The sequence below is a fragment of the Aeromonas sp. 30P genome (assembly GCF_051919805.1).
Lineage (GTDB): Bacteria > Pseudomonadota > Gammaproteobacteria > Enterobacterales > Aeromonadaceae > Aeromonas > Aeromonas veronii.
This window is the reverse complement of record NZ_JBQBEA010000001.1, coordinates 2,412,215-2,425,664: the sequence shown is the minus strand read 5'-3', so window position 1 is coordinate 2,425,664 and position 13,450 is coordinate 2,412,215. Positions and strand designations below refer to the sequence as shown.

The following is a 13,450-nucleotide window of genomic DNA, read 5'->3' as shown; positions in this document are numbered from 1 at the left end:
TTGAGTGATGATCCGTGAGTGGTACAAAACAAGAAGGATCCCCATGACTGTTCCACGCAATTCCCTTCGCCATTACTGTGGCACCAGTGCTGTCGCCCTGTTGACTCTGCTGCTGGGCACTGCCTCTCACGCGGCGCTGGCCGCAGCCCAACCTGTGCCTGCCGAGCTCAAGCTCGCCATCGGAGCTGAACCCACCGAAGGGTTTGACCCTCTGCTTGGCTGGAGCCACGGCAGCTACCTGCTGCTGCATAGCCCGCTGCTCAAGCAGAACGCCGATCTCAGCTGGCAGAATGTGCTCACCCAAGCGGTGACCCCGAACAAGGATGGCAAGGGGTGGCTTATTACCCTCAAGCCGGATTTGAAATTCTCCAACGGCGCACCGCTTACCGCCGAGGATGTGGCCTTTACCTACAACAGCGCAGCCAAGGGTGGCGGCAAGATCGACATGGGCAACTTTGTCTCGGCCAAGGTGCTCTCACCCACCGAGGTTGCCATCACCCTGAGTGCCCCCCAGAGCACCTTTGTCAACGTGCTGGGATCTTTGGGGATAGTGTCGAAGCAGGATTACGACGCAAAAGCATATGCCCAAAAGCCGGTCGGCGCCGGCCCCTACCGGCTGGTCAGCTTCCTGCCCGGCCAGCAACTGGTGGTGGAGGCGAACCCCTATTACGCCGGCGGCAACAATGACTTCAAACGGCTGGTCTTTGTCTTTATCGATGAAGAGAGCGCCTATGCCGCCGCCCAGAGCAGCCAGCTCGATGTGGTGCGTATCGCCCCGTCGCTGGCGCCTACCGTGCCTGCTTCCCTCAAGCTGTGGGTGCGGCCGAGTGTCGAGAACCGCGGCATCGTCTTCCCCATTCCGTCTGCTGGCGGCAAGGATGCCAAGGGTTATCCCATCGGCAACGACGTGACTGCGGACGTGGCGGTGCGCCGCGCCATCAACTACGCCATTGACCGCAAGTTGCTGGCCGACCAGCTGCTGGAGGGGCACGCCATCCCCGCCTACAGCGCGGTGGAAGGGTTGCCATGGCTAAACAAAGCAACTGCCTTCAAGGATGGGGATGCGGCCCATGCCAACGCCCTGCTCGACGAAGCGGGCTGGAAGATGGGCAGTGACGGCATTCGCCACAAGGGCAATCTGCGCGCAGCCTTTACCCTCTGGTACACCAGTGGCGACAGCACCCGCCGTGATCTGGCGGAAGCGGTGCGGGCCATGCTCAAACCCATCGGCCTCGAGGTGAGCCTCAAGTCCGGCAGCTGGGAGCAGGTGGAGCGGGAGATGCACGCCAATCCGGTGCTGATGGGGTGGGGAGTCTGGATCCCATGGAGCTTTATCACCACTACCAGAGCGGCTCCGGTGGCGTGGAGTTCTACAACCCGGGCTACTACAGCAATCCCGTGGTGGATGGCCACCTCAAGCAGGCGCTGGATGCTCCGAACTGGCAGGCGGCCGTGCCGTTCTGGCAACAGGTGGAGTGGGATGGCAAAACGGGCGCCGGAGTGCAGGGAGATGCCGCCTGGGCCTGGCTGCTCAACGTGCAGCACACCTATCTGGCCAACCGCTGCATCGATCTTGGCAAGGGGGCGCCGGAAATTCACGGTAGCTGGTCCCTGCTCAACAACCTGCAGGATTGGCGGTGGACGTGCCGTTAAGTTCGCCTTTGAGTCATTCAGGTTATCTGTTGCTAAAAGCCCTGCTGCGTCTGGCAGGGCTGCTCTGTCTGGTCTCGGTCGCCACCTTTGTGCTGCTGAGTTACTCCCCCATTGACCCCATCAAGGCCTATATCGGCAACGATCTGCTCCATGTGCCGCCGGAGCAGTACGCCCGCATTGCCGCTCGCTGGGGGCTGGATCAACCGCTCTGGCTGCGCTACTGGCACTGGTTCAGCCAGGTGCTGCAGGGGGATCTCGGTTACTCCATGCTCTACAACGCGCCTGTGGGTGAAGTCATAGGCCAGCGCTTTGCTGCCTCCTTCCTGCTGCTGGCGGGCGCCTGGCTGCTCTCCGGCTTTTTCGGGATTTTGCTGGGCCTCTGCGCCGGTCGCTATCTCAACCGCTTGCCCGATCGCCTGATTTGCCGTTTTGCCTATCTGCTCGCCTCCTTGCCCACCTTCTGGGTCGGCCTGTTGCTGCTCGCCCTGTTTGCGGTGCACTGGCCGCTACTGCCGGTCTGCTGCGCCTGGACGCCGGGGCTCGCTGCCGATGAGGCGGATTGGGTCATGCGGTTGCGTCATCTGCTGCTGCCGGTGACCACGCTCGCCTTGCTCGGGCTGGGCAATATTGCCCTGCATACCCGGGCGCGGGTGGCCGAGGTGCTGGAGAGCGACTTTATTCGCTACGCCCGCGCTCAGGGGGATGGCGGCTGGCCCATGCTGCGTTTTCATGTGCTGCGCCACGCCCTGACCCCGGCGCTCTGCCTGCAGTTTGCCTCCCTTGGCGAGCTGATTGGCGGATCGCTCTTGGCCGAAAAGGTCTTCTCCTATCCGGGGCTCGGCCAGGCCACCGTGGATGCGGGGCTGCGGGGCGATATCCCCCTGCTGATGGGCATAGTGCTCTTCTGCACCCTGCTGGTCTTTATTGGCAACACTGTGGCTAGTGTGCTGTTGGCCCGCATCAATCGGGGTTGGGAGAGCGAGCATGCTGTTTAATCCGTTTCCCTCTATGGTGCGCTTGGCCGTGGCAATGATCGGACTGGCGCTGCTGGCCACTTACGGCTGGAGCCTCTCTCATCAGGATGTGCCGATGGATCTGCTGGCGCGCCAGCAACCTCCCTCGCTGACCCACTGGTTCGGTACCGATCAGATGGGGCGGGATCTCTGGTTGCGCGCCTTTCAAGGCACCCTCACCAGTCTGGAGCTTGGCATCAGCACGGCTCTCTGCAGTGGCCTGCTGGCCATGGTGGCGGCAAGCGTGTCGCTCATTCACCCCAGATGTGATGCGGCGGTACGAATGGTGATCGACGCCATGCTGGCGTTGCCCCATATGCTGCTCTTGATCCTTATCTGCTTTACCGTGGGGGGCGGTATGCGCGGGGTGATCCTGGCGGTGGCGCTCACCCACTGGCCCAAGCTGGCGCTCATTCTCTGCGCCGAGGCGCGGCGGATCGCCTGCAGCGACTATGTGGTGCTGGCCCGCTGTCAGGGGATGGGGGCGCTGCGCCGCTGGCGTACCCACCTGTTGCCGGGGCTGTTGCCCCAGTGGTTTATCGGCACCCTGCTGATGTTTCCCCATGCGGTGCTGCACAGCGCGGCCTTGAGCTTTCTCGGCTTTGGTCTGGCGGCCCACGAGGCCTCGCTGGGCCTGCTGCTGGCCGATGCCCTGCGTTATCTGGCCGGTGGCGGTTGGTGGCTGGCCCTCTTCCCGGGACTGATGTTGCTGCTGCTGGTGTTGCTCTTTGATCAGGCTACCCGCGCGTTGCAACAGCTGTTGTGGCACAGGAGTGAACCATGCTGAGTTTTGATCAGGTGACCATAGAGGCGGCCCACTACTCCTGGCTGGGGCGGCGCAGCTGGCAGCCTTTGCTGACCGATATCAGCCTGCAACTGGCGCCGGGAGAGATAGTGGCGCTGGTGGGGGGAGCGGCGAGGGCAAGAGCCTGCTGTTGCAAAGCGCCCTGACATTGCTGCCGGACAACCTGAGGATGCGCGGCGCCATCTCTCTTGATGGCACGCCTCTGTGCGATGCCAGTAGGGCCCGTCTGCGCGGTCACACCCTCTGCTATGTGCCACAGGGGGTAAGCGCCCTCAATCCATTGCTGACGGTGGAGCGTCAGCTGGGACGTGCGGCACGCCTCTGCGGCCAGAGCGGTTCTCGCGAGCGGCTCGGCGAGCAGCTGCTGCGCTACCAGCTGCCCGCGACCACCCTGGACAGGTACCCGCGCCAGCTCTCCGGAGGCATGGCCAAGCGCATTCTGGCCTGCACTGCGGCGCTTGGCGGCGCCCGCTATATTCTGGCGGACGAGATCACCGCCTGGCTCGACGAGGGGCTGGCTTGTCTGCTGCTCGGCCAGTTGCGTGAATTGGCCAATCAGGGCAGCGGTATCCTTTGGGTGACCCACGATCTGGCGCTGGCGGCCCGCTTCGCCGATCGCATCGTGGCGCTCCATCAGGGACAAGTAAGCGACACCTTGAGCTGCCACCATCTGCGTCAGGGGCAGGGGAGCGAGATGCTCCGCGCCCACTGGCAGGCGCTGCCGGAGTTCAACGCGCTCTTCTCTGTGCCGGAGGTTTCCTGATGTTGGAAGTACGAAATCTCACTATCGCTCAGGGGGAACGCCCCCTCTGGCAGAGGTTATCGCTGACGGTGAAAGCGGGCGAACGGCTCGGCATCTCCGCTCCGAGCGGTTATGGCAAGACCACCCTGGGGCGGGTATTGGCGGGTTGGCAACCGGTTGGGGCCGGCGGGCAGATCCTGCTGGATGGGCAGCCGGTGCCTGAGCAGGTAAAAGGCTATAACCCCATCCAGCTGGTGCCCCAGCACCCGGAGCTCACCTTCAATCCCTATCGCACCACCGGGCAGGCGCTCTGGGATGTATGGCGCCCCGATGACGCCATGCTGGCCCGCTTTATGGTCAAGCCTGTGTGGCTCGGTCGTAAACCCGGTCAGCTCTCCGGTGGCGAGCTGGCCCGCATCGCGCTGCTGCGCGCCCTCGATCCCCGCACTCGTCTGCTGATTGCCGACGAAGTGACCGCCCAGCTGGATCCGCAGATTCAGCGTCAGCTCTGGCAGGAGTTGATGATTGAGTGCGAGCTGCGCGGGCTTGGCATGGTCATCTTCAGTCACCAGCAGGCGCTGTTGCGCCAGATCTGCTATCGGGTGCTGCGCTTTGGTGAGCCGCCTGCGGAGCAGGAGGCGATGGCCCGTAGCGTCGCCTGAGGATTGGCTTCCCCCTCATCCCCAACCCTTCTCCCGAAGGGGAGAAGGGAGCGGAAGGTGCCATCTCACCACGCTCAGGGTTTAGGGTTTGGAAAATCTCGGGGTTTAAGAATATGGCTGGTTGTTTTGCTCGAAGCGCCCCCTGAGGCGTTTGAGGGAGTCGTATAGTTGCAGCATGCTGTCGGCATCCACAAACCGGTTCCCTCTCCCTGGGGAGAGGGCCAGGGTGAGGGGATGCGAGTATAAAACGCTGGCCATTCTGTACAGAGAGAACCGTTGGCAAAGTGCGCAGATAAAGAGAGGGAGGCATTAGCCTCCCTCTCTTGTTTTCTACCGTTATCAGCGGTGTTTAACCGGTTCAGGCACTGGCCAGCCAGTTCAGCCAGGCATCCATCCCTTCCCCCGTGGTGGCGCTGACCTGGATCACCTGGATATAGGGGTTGACCCGTTTGGCGTTCTCGATGCAGCGGGCCACGTCAAAGCTGACGTAGGGCAGCAGATCGATCTTGTTGATCACCATCAGCTGGGCGGCGGCGAACATGTCCGGGTACTTGAGGGGCTTCTCTTCCCCCTCGGTGACGGAGAGGATCGCCACCTTGTACTTCTCGCCGAGATCGAAGCTGGCGGGGCAGACCAGATTGCCGACGTTCTCGATAAAGAGGATGCCCCCTTCATTGGCGGGCAGCTGGTGGCAGGCGTCGTGAACCATTTTGGCGTCCAGATGGCAGCCCTTGCCGGTGTTGATCTGCACGGCAGGGACGCCAGTAGCACGAATGCGATCCGCATCGGCGCTGGTCTGCTGATCCCCTTCGATTACCGCGCAGGGGCGCTTGTTGGCCAGCTGGCGCAGGGTTTCGCACAGCAAGGTGGTTTTGCCTGAACCCGGGCTCGATACCAGATTCAACACCAGCTGGGCCGCCTCGTCGAAGTGTTCGCGGTTATGGGCCGCCAAGGCATTGTTCTTGGCCAGCACATCCATCTCGATGGCGATCAGCTGGCGCTGCCCCATACCGGGCACCGACAATCCCGCTTCCCCTTTGCCATAGTGCAGATCACCCTGCTGATGGTCATGGTCATGGTCATGGTCATGGTCATGGTCATGGTCATGGTCATGGTCATGGCAGTGATCATGGGGATGCGTGTGGGAATGGCCGTGCTCATGAGATTGGGCATGATCATGATGATGGTCGTGGGAGTGATCATGGTGGTGCTCATGGGGGTGATCATGACCCTCGTGGCTTATGGGAGCTCGCACCCCGTGGTAGTGGTGATGGACATCCCCCTGATGGTGATAGTGGTGGTGAATGATCAGGGTTCGCGGCGCACTCTGCTCGTGATCATGATGGTGATGGGCGTCATGACCATGATGGTGGTCGTGTTCATGACCATGTTTATGGTGATGTTCATGCTCGTGATCGTGCTCATGGCCGGCGATCCGCGCCTGGCCGCATCCGCATACGCTACACATATCAACTTACCTCGATGTCGGTGATGCGCAGGCTATCACCCTGCGCGACTCGTAATTTGTACCCACCACACTCGGGACAGGCCTGCCCGCGCTCGGTGAGGGTGACCGTCTGGTTGCAGTCGTAACACCAGGCCTCTGCCGCCTGGTGTTGAAAGTGAAGCTGGGCCCCTTCGACGGCGGTGCCCTTGGCGGCTGCCTCGAAACAGAAGGCAATGGTATCCGGGTCGACGCAGGAGAAGCTGCCGACCTCGAGCCAGAGGGCGGTCACCCTGGTAAAGCCCCGCTGGGTGGCCTGCTCGGCCGCCAGATCGATGGCGGCCATGGCCAGAGACATTTCGTGCATGGTGGCTCCTTAACCGATATGGGGAGGAGCAGTGACTCCTCCCTGTAATTGACGGAACGGCATGGCTGCTCAACAGATCCGCGGCAGCAGCTCCCCCTGCGGCAGCTCCAGATAGCGGCGGCTGCCCCAAGGGTTGCTCAGGATCACCTTGTGGCGATCGCTCGCCTGCACCACGCCGATCTGGCTGGCGGCGGAGTTGAATTGCCGCAAGATGCCAAGCGCGTCCTGCGCCTGTTCGACAGGCAGGGCCAGCACCATGGTTCCCTCGTTGGCGAGATCATGGGGCTCGAAACCGTAGAGCTCGCACAGGCCGCGCACCGGATCGCACACCGGAATGGCGGACTCCTCCAGCTCGATGGCCACTTGGGAGGCGCTGCTCCACTCGTTGAGCACGGCGGCAAGGCCACCGCGGGTGGCGTCGCGCAGGGCGTGAGGGGTAATCCCCGCTTTTAGCAGCGCTTCTACCTGCGGCCAGAGGGTGGTGCAGTCGCTCTTGAGATCAGATCCCAGTTGCAGGGCGTCGCGGGCCATCAGGATGCAGGCGCCGTGGCTGCCGATATCCCGCGACACCAGGATGGCGTCACCGGCTTTGAGGTTGCGCACCGAGATGCCCCGGCTCTGCTCAGGCAGCGGGAAGGTGCCGACCCCGCTGGTGTTGATAAAGATCTTGTCGGCTGCCCCCTTGGGCACCACCTTGGTGTCGCCGCAGACGATGCGGGCGCCGCTCTTGGCAAGCTCAGCCGCCATCGACTCGACGATGCGGGCCAGATCGGCGTAGGGAAAGCCCTCCTCGATGATAAAGCTGCAGCTCAGATACTCTGGCTTGGCCCCCATCATGGCGAGATCATTGACCGTGCCGGCGATGGCCAGCTTGCCGATATCACCCCCCTCGAAGAAGAGCGGCGAGACGGTAAAGCTGTCGGTGGTGAAGGCGACGGGGCCGCTCACCGGCAGCAGGGCGGCATCTTCACCGCGCAGCAGGATCTCGTTGCCAAAGTGGCGAAAGAATAGCTGGTTGATCAGCTGATTCATCTCGACACCGCCGCCGCCGTGGCTTAACTGAATTTCTCTCATTGGATCCCCATATATCGGTAGTAGGCATTGCAGGCCCCTTCGGAGCTGACCATGCAGCTGCCCATGGGCTGGGTCGGGGTGCAGCCCCGGCCAAAGACTTTGCACTGGTTCGGTTTGGCCAGGCCGCGCAGGATATCGGCGCACTGGCACGCCTTGTGGTCATCGATGGGAGTCTGATTGAGCGCGAAGTGACGCTCTGCATCGCGCTTGGCAAATGCATCGCGCAGGCGCAGGGCGGAGGCGTTGATATCCCCCAGACCTCGCCAGCGAAAGTGCTCGCGGGTCTCGAAAAAACGCTCAACCAGCTGCTGGGCGGCTTTATTGCCGCTGGCGGTGACGGCGCGGCTGTATTGCACCTCCAGCGCGTAGCGACCCTCCACCTTCTGGCGCACCATCATCAAGAGCGCCTCCATCACGTCCACAGGCTCGAAGCCGCTCACCACCACCGGCACCTGATAACGATCGACGATGGGCAGGTAGATATCGGCGCCGGTGATGACGCTGACGTGGGAGGGGCCGATAAAGGCGTTCACCTTGGCAACGCCGTCGGCCATCACCGCATGAATGGCGGGGGGCACCAGCACATGGTTGATATGAAACAGCAGGTTCAGGGCCCCTTGCTCTTCAGCTGCAGCCAGCAAGGCGGCGGTCATCGGGGTAGAGGTCTCGAAACCGATGGCGAAGAAGACCACGGTTTTCTCCGGGTTTTCTTTGGCGATACGCAGGGCATCGAGGGGGTCATAGACCGGGCGGATATCGCTCCCCTTGGCGCGCTGCTGGGCCAGCGTGCCTTTGGAGCCCGGCACCCGGATCATGTCCCCCAGGGTGACCAGAATGACGCTGGGCTGGCTAGCCAGCTCGATGGCCTGATCGATGCGCTCTTTTGGCATGATGCAGACCGGGCAGCCGGGGCCGTGGACAAACTCGATGCTGGCTGGCAGCAGCTGGTGTAGGCCGTACTTCATGATGGTGTGGGTATGGCCGCCACACACCTCCATCACCCGCAGCGGCTCGGGCAGATCCTTGGCCAGTTCTGTAATTTGGGCGGCGAGGGCACGGATCACCTCGGGCTGGCGAAAGCCCTGAAACAGGTCATTTAAGGTCAGCATGGCAAGATATCCTGTTTGGGCATCAGGGCCACCATCTGGCGGAAGCTCTCGAGGCTGGCCTGCGCCTCCTCTTCGTCAATCTTGCTCATCACAAAGCCGATGTGGAGCAGCACATAGTCGCCAATGTTGAGAGGCTCTTCGAGCAGCATGCAGCTGACGCGCCGCTGCACCCCCAAGGTATCGACGGTGACGCAGTTATCTTCGGGGTGCAGCTGCACCACCTGAGAGGGGATGGATAGACACATGGATTTCAGGACTCCGACAAGGTGGCACAGCCGGTGGTGACAGGCTGGTGCGTGGCAAGATGGTGGATGGCAAACCAGAGCTGACCGGCGGCGATGCCACCGTCATTGAGTGGCAGGGTTTCGCTGGTCAATACCTGCCGGCCAGCGGCTTCGAGAGCGGGCACCAGCTGGTCCATCAGCACCCGGTTTTGAAAGACGCCGCCCCCGAGCGCCACCGGATAGCCGGGGAAGCGTTCGGCCAGGGCAACCACCAGATTGCTGATGGCGCGGATAAAACCGGCGGCCAGGCTGGCGGTGGAGGTGCCTTGGCGCCGCTCGCTGACAAGGGTATTGATGAGCTCGGCCCACTCGATATGCAGTGGCCCCTCTGCTGATTGGCTGAGATCAAAGGCGAGGGGGAAGGGCTGTTCATCGGGGGTCAGCTGCAAGGCAGCCGCCTCTAGCAAGAGTCCCGCTTCGCCCTCGTAATCCGGGGTGTCGATCACCCCCAAGAGCGCCGCCACCGCATCGAACAGCCGCCCGATGGAACTGGTGTAGGGGGCGTTGCGACCCAACTGCCAGAGCTGGTGCAGATTGCTGATCCGCTTAACGGGCAGTTGCTTGATCAACGGAATATCGAGGGCACCGATCTGCTCAGGGCTGTGCGATTCAAACAGCAGCCCCAGCAGTTGACGTACCGGCTCGCGGATGGCCGCCTCGCCGCCGATCAGCTTGAAGGGGGCAAGGTGGGCAACCAGCTCAAATCCCTGAACGTCTGCGATCAGCAGCTCGCCGCCCCAGAGGGTGCCGTCATCGCCAAGGCCGGTGCCATCGAAGGCAACACCCAGCACCGGGCCTGTGATGTTGTGCTCGGCCATCACTGCCAGCAGGTGGGCGTGATGGTGCTGCACCTCGAGGTGGGTCGCACCCTGATCGCGGCAATAGCCCTTGGCCCACTGATGGCTGAGGTAGCCGGGGTGGCGATCCGAGACCAGAACTTCGGGTTTGAGATCGTAGAGATCGCGAAAGGTCGCCAGGGTCTGCTCGAAGTGCTCCTGCATCGGCAGGCTGTGCAGATCGCCTATATAGGGGCTGTAGATGCGCTGGCGGCTGAAGGCGAGCGCCAGCTGGTTCTTCTGTTGAGCCCCGACAGCCAAGAGCGGCGCCTTGACCGCCTCTTTCAGGCTGGGGGTGCAGGGGGCATAGCCCCGGGCGAGGCGCAACGTCTGGCGTCGCCCGCCTGCCCACTGCACCAGACTGTCGTCGCAGGGATGCAGGATAGGGCGGTTGTGATCCAGGATGCCGTCAATCTCGCGGCCGAGCTCCCTGACCACCGCCTCGCACTCGATAAGGATCGGGCTGCCGCGACCATTGGCGCTGGTGGCCACCAGCGGCATGGCGCAGGCATCCAGCAGCAGCTGATGGAGCGGGGTATAGGGGAGCATGATGCCAAGGTAGGGAATGCCGGGGGCGATCCCCTCGGCCAGCGGTATGGCCGACTGTCGGGATTCTGAGAGCCGATCATCGTTAATGCGCTTGCGCAGCAAGGTGATGGGTCTGGCCTGAGAGGTGAGCAGCTTCCACTCTGCCTCGCTGCCGGTGACATGCAATTTGGCCTCGGCCAGGGAGCCCATCATCACCGCCAGCGGCTTGCGTTCGCGCCGTTTGAGCATTCGTAATCTGGCAACACTCTGTTCATTGCGGGCATCACATATCAGGTGATAACCCCCCATCCCCTTGACCGCAATCAGCGCCCCCGCCTGCAGGGCGCTGGCAGCGGCCTTCAGGGCATCCTCGCGCTCGGCCAGGGCATCGCCGAGGCCGCTGCGCCAGGTCAGATGCGGCCCGCACTCGGGGCAGCTCACCGGCTGGGCGTGGTAGCGTCTGTCCAGCGGGTTTTCATAGGCCGCCGCACAGCGCGGGCACATGGCAAAGCCTGCCATGGCTGTGTGGGGGCGGTCGTAGGGGAGGCGGTGGATGATGGTGTAGCGCGGGCCGCAGTGGGTGCAGTTGGTAAAGGGGTACTGGTGGTGGCGATCGTTGGGGTTGGCCACATCCGTGGCACACGCCTCGCACATCCCCTGATCCGGCGAGATGGCGACCGTGGCCGCACTCTGCTGCTGGCTGGCTTTAATTCGAAACTGGCCATGAAATTGGCCATCGAAGTCGGGATCATGAGCAAGGGGCAGCTCCCGCTCGCTGAAATGATCGATGCGGCTAAGCGGCGGCGCCAGTTCCCGCAGTTCGCGGGCAAAGCTGGCGAGCTGCTCGGGCGATCCTTCGGCGCCAATGGTGACGCCGTTGGCATCGTTCAGCACATAACCGGCAAGGCTGTGGCGCAGCGCCAGTCCATAGACGAAGGGGCGAAAGCCGACCCCCTGCACTATACCGTCGATATGAAACTCGCGGCGTAGCCGGTTGGCCGCATGACTCGGAGAGATAGAAGGGGCAATGGTGGCGCTCATGCCGGCTCCATCTCATCTTGAGTCTGCGGCAAACGCAGCACCCGGCGCTCGTTCTCCTCGCGTCGTACCCAGCCATCCATCTCCATGCGCAGGCAGAACGGAATGGCGTATTTGCGCGACAAACCGGTGATCTCCTTGAGGGATGCCATGTCGATCAGATCTCCCACCTGCTGGCCCGCCAGCACGGCGGCGACCATCTGGTTGTAAAGCTCGGCGTCGTAGTAGATGGGGCCATCGAGCTGCACCAGATACTTGAGTCGCGCCAGATTGCGCAGCTGCTTTTGCAACGCGCCTTTTTGTTGCAAGCCCTGCTGCAGGGCTGCGGGCAGCTTGCGGGTGATAAAGGGATCCAGCTCCACGCCGCCGGGGCCCAGTTTACCGGGCTCGTAACCCTCCTTGCCTTGATCTCGCACCACCTTGAGCACCAGCTGCGCCTCTTCCCCCAGATCATCTTCCGACTCGCCGCTACCCGGTTGCCACTTGTCATGGTGCAGACGAATGAGCTGCTCGCTTTTGAGCTGCTGGAGCAGGGCCTGAGTGACCGGCAGGGCGATGCCAAAGCGGGTTGCCAGCTCGGCGGCACTCAGCGGTTCGCTGGCCAGCGTGGCGAGCAGCTGGTCGCGGCTTTGGGCCAGCCAGCAGTTATCCAGAAGCCACTCACCGAGGGGGGTGACCTGCTCTGGCCGCTGGTCAAAGCGGCTGGCCAGCACATAGCCATTGAGGCCAAGCTGCAGGGTGGCCGGGTTGTAGTGCTCGAGCTCATCAGGCAGCTCACCGAGCAGGGTGTGCAGCGCCTTGCGTCTGGCGGGGTGGATGTCGCCGCACCAGACGATGCGGGCGCCGTGCAGCAGTTCGCTGCTGCCGTGGCGAATGATGGCGAGCGGCTGGCCAAAGAAACAGGGGATGGGGCTGGTAAAGATCAGCCGCGCCAGCCGGGTATCCTTGATGGGAACAAAACGGGCCCGGCCATGCCAGCTGCCAAGGGCCACCTCGACCTCCTTGTTGTGCAGAGAGGGGCGCAGTGTCTTGCTACTCAGGCTCTCGGCGTTGAGTCGCACGATAAGGTGGGTTGCCGTCTCGCACTGGCCAGTGGCGCTGGTGAGGCAGTGACCGCGTGCCACCTCCTTGTGAGGCACTTTTTTAAGGCCCACCGCCACCCGGCAGACGGCGCCGATCTCGTCGACGCTCTGGTGATAGGCCTGCAGGGAGCGCACCTGCACCTCCCGATCGGCGGGGTAGAGGCGCAGCTGTCTCCCACCTTGAGGCTGCCCTGCTGCAAGGTGCCGGTCAGCACAGTGCCGGTACCGTTGGCGGTAAAGACCCTGTCTACATAGAGGCGCGGGGCGGCCTGCTCGCGGGGGACATGATGCTCGGCCATATCCCCCAACTGGCGCACGATGGCGGCGTGCAGGGCTGCCATATTCTCGCCGGTTTTGGCGCTGACGCTGACGATATCGGGCACCATGCCGCTTTCGTCCATTACCCGCTCCAGCAGGCTCTCTTCCAACAGCAAAAGCTCGTCGGGGGAGACCAGATCGCACTTGTTGATGCAGACCAAGAGGCGCGGCACCCCCATCGCCTTGAGCAGGCGCAGGTGATCGCCGGTCATCGGCATCCACCCCTCGTCGGCGGCAATCACCAGCAGCACCAGATCCAGACTCCAGAGCCCCGCCACCATATTGCGGATATAGCGCTCGTGGCCGGGCACGTCGATGACGCCTATGGTGTTGCCCTGACCGTCGTCGAAGTGGGCAAAGCCGAGATCCTGGGTCATGCCAATGGCCTGCTCGTGGGCACGGGCGGTGGTGATGCCGGTGAGGGCCTTGATCAGCAGGGTCTTGCCGTGATCCACGTGGCCTGCAAGGCCGATAACGGCGCGATAGGGGGTCATG

Annotated in this window: 10 protein-coding genes and 3 pseudogenes; 6 read left to right on the top strand and 7 right to left on the bottom strand. The window is 63.0% G+C overall.

Translation table 11 applies throughout. The features are described 5' to 3' along the window. Positions 1-43 precede the first annotated feature (43 nt). From ACTG2B_RS11125 to ACTG2B_RS11105, 5 genes and pseudogenes are all read left to right on the top strand, one after another. Positions 44-1,653, top strand: a pseudogene (locus ACTG2B_RS11125) (ABC transporter substrate-binding protein). After that, positions 1,638-2,648, top strand: a complete 1,011-nt coding sequence (locus tag ACTG2B_RS11120; protein WP_439995778.1) for an ABC transporter permease — start codon at positions 1,638-1,640, stop codon at positions 2,646-2,648. The pseudogene ACTG2B_RS11125 and the gene ACTG2B_RS11120 overlap by 16 nt, the downstream one beginning before the upstream one ends. After that, positions 2,638-3,453, top strand: coding sequence for an ABC transporter permease (locus ACTG2B_RS11115; RefSeq protein WP_139407721.1), 816 nt, complete (start codon positions 2,638-2,640; stop codon positions 3,451-3,453). The genes ACTG2B_RS11120 and ACTG2B_RS11115 overlap by 11 nt, the downstream gene beginning before the upstream one ends. After that, positions 3,447-4,234: pseudogene (locus tag ACTG2B_RS11110) on the top strand (ATP-binding cassette domain-containing protein). Before ACTG2B_RS11115 ends, ACTG2B_RS11110 begins: the two are co-directional and overlap by 7 nt. Beyond that, positions 4,234-4,875 (top strand): ATP-binding cassette domain-containing protein, encoded by a 642-nt coding sequence (locus tag ACTG2B_RS11105; protein ID WP_439995777.1) that lies wholly within the window; start codon positions 4,234-4,236, stop codon positions 4,873-4,875. The pseudogene ACTG2B_RS11110 and the gene ACTG2B_RS11105 overlap by 1 nt, the downstream one beginning before the upstream one ends. A gap of 358 nt (positions 4,876-5,233) precedes the next feature. Here the strand turns inward: ACTG2B_RS11105 and hypB are convergent, their stop codons facing one another. Beyond that, positions 5,234-6,118, bottom strand: coding sequence for a hydrogenase nickel incorporation protein HypB (gene hypB, locus ACTG2B_RS11100; RefSeq protein ID WP_439996928.1), 885 nt, complete (start codon positions 6,116-6,118; stop codon positions 5,234-5,236). Between hypB and ACTG2B_RS11095 the strand changes: the two genes are divergently transcribed. Then, entirely contained in the window at positions 6,005-6,367 is a 363-nt protein-coding gene (locus ACTG2B_RS11095) for a hypothetical protein (RefSeq protein WP_439995775.1), read from the top strand. The two genes, hypB and ACTG2B_RS11095, sit on opposite strands and share 114 nt — an antisense overlap. Here ACTG2B_RS11095 and hypA read toward each other — a convergent pair. The 6 genes and pseudogenes from hypA to selB form a co-directional block, all read right to left on the bottom strand. Beyond that, positions 6,345-6,686 carry a hydrogenase maturation nickel metallochaperone HypA gene (hypA, locus tag ACTG2B_RS11090; RefSeq protein ID WP_045526958.1) on the bottom strand — a complete coding sequence of 114 codons (342 nt, stop codon included), beginning with the start codon at positions 6,684-6,686 and terminating at the stop codon, positions 6,345-6,347. The genes ACTG2B_RS11095 and hypA overlap by 23 nt on opposite strands. 69 nt (positions 6,687-6,755) lie before the next feature. After that, positions 6,756-7,760 carry a hydrogenase expression/formation protein HypE gene (gene hypE / locus ACTG2B_RS11085; RefSeq protein WP_439995773.1) on the bottom strand — a complete coding sequence of 335 codons (1,005 nt, stop codon included), beginning with the start codon at positions 7,758-7,760 and terminating at the stop codon, positions 6,756-6,758. Beyond that, positions 7,757-8,869: a hydrogenase formation protein HypD gene (gene hypD, locus ACTG2B_RS11080; RefSeq protein WP_439995771.1), complete on the bottom strand. Its 1,113-nt coding sequence runs from the start codon at positions 8,867-8,869 to the stop codon at positions 7,757-7,759. The genes hypE and hypD overlap by 4 nt, the downstream gene beginning before the upstream one ends. Further along, complete coding sequence (locus ACTG2B_RS11075; protein WP_043819819.1) at positions 8,863-9,114, bottom strand: HypC/HybG/HupF family hydrogenase formation chaperone; 252 nt, start codon at positions 9,112-9,114, stop codon at positions 8,863-8,865. The genes hypD and ACTG2B_RS11075 overlap by 7 nt, the downstream gene beginning before the upstream one ends. Before the next feature lie 5 nt (positions 9,115-9,119). Beyond that, positions 9,120-11,558 (bottom strand): carbamoyltransferase HypF, encoded by a 2,439-nt coding sequence (hypF, locus tag ACTG2B_RS11070; protein WP_439995770.1) that lies wholly within the window; start codon positions 11,556-11,558, stop codon positions 9,120-9,122. Beyond that, positions 11,555-13,449 (bottom strand): annotated as a pseudogene (selB, locus tag ACTG2B_RS11065) (selenocysteine-specific translation elongation factor). Before selB ends, hypF begins: the two are co-directional and overlap by 4 nt. Position 13,450 lies beyond the last annotated feature (1 nt).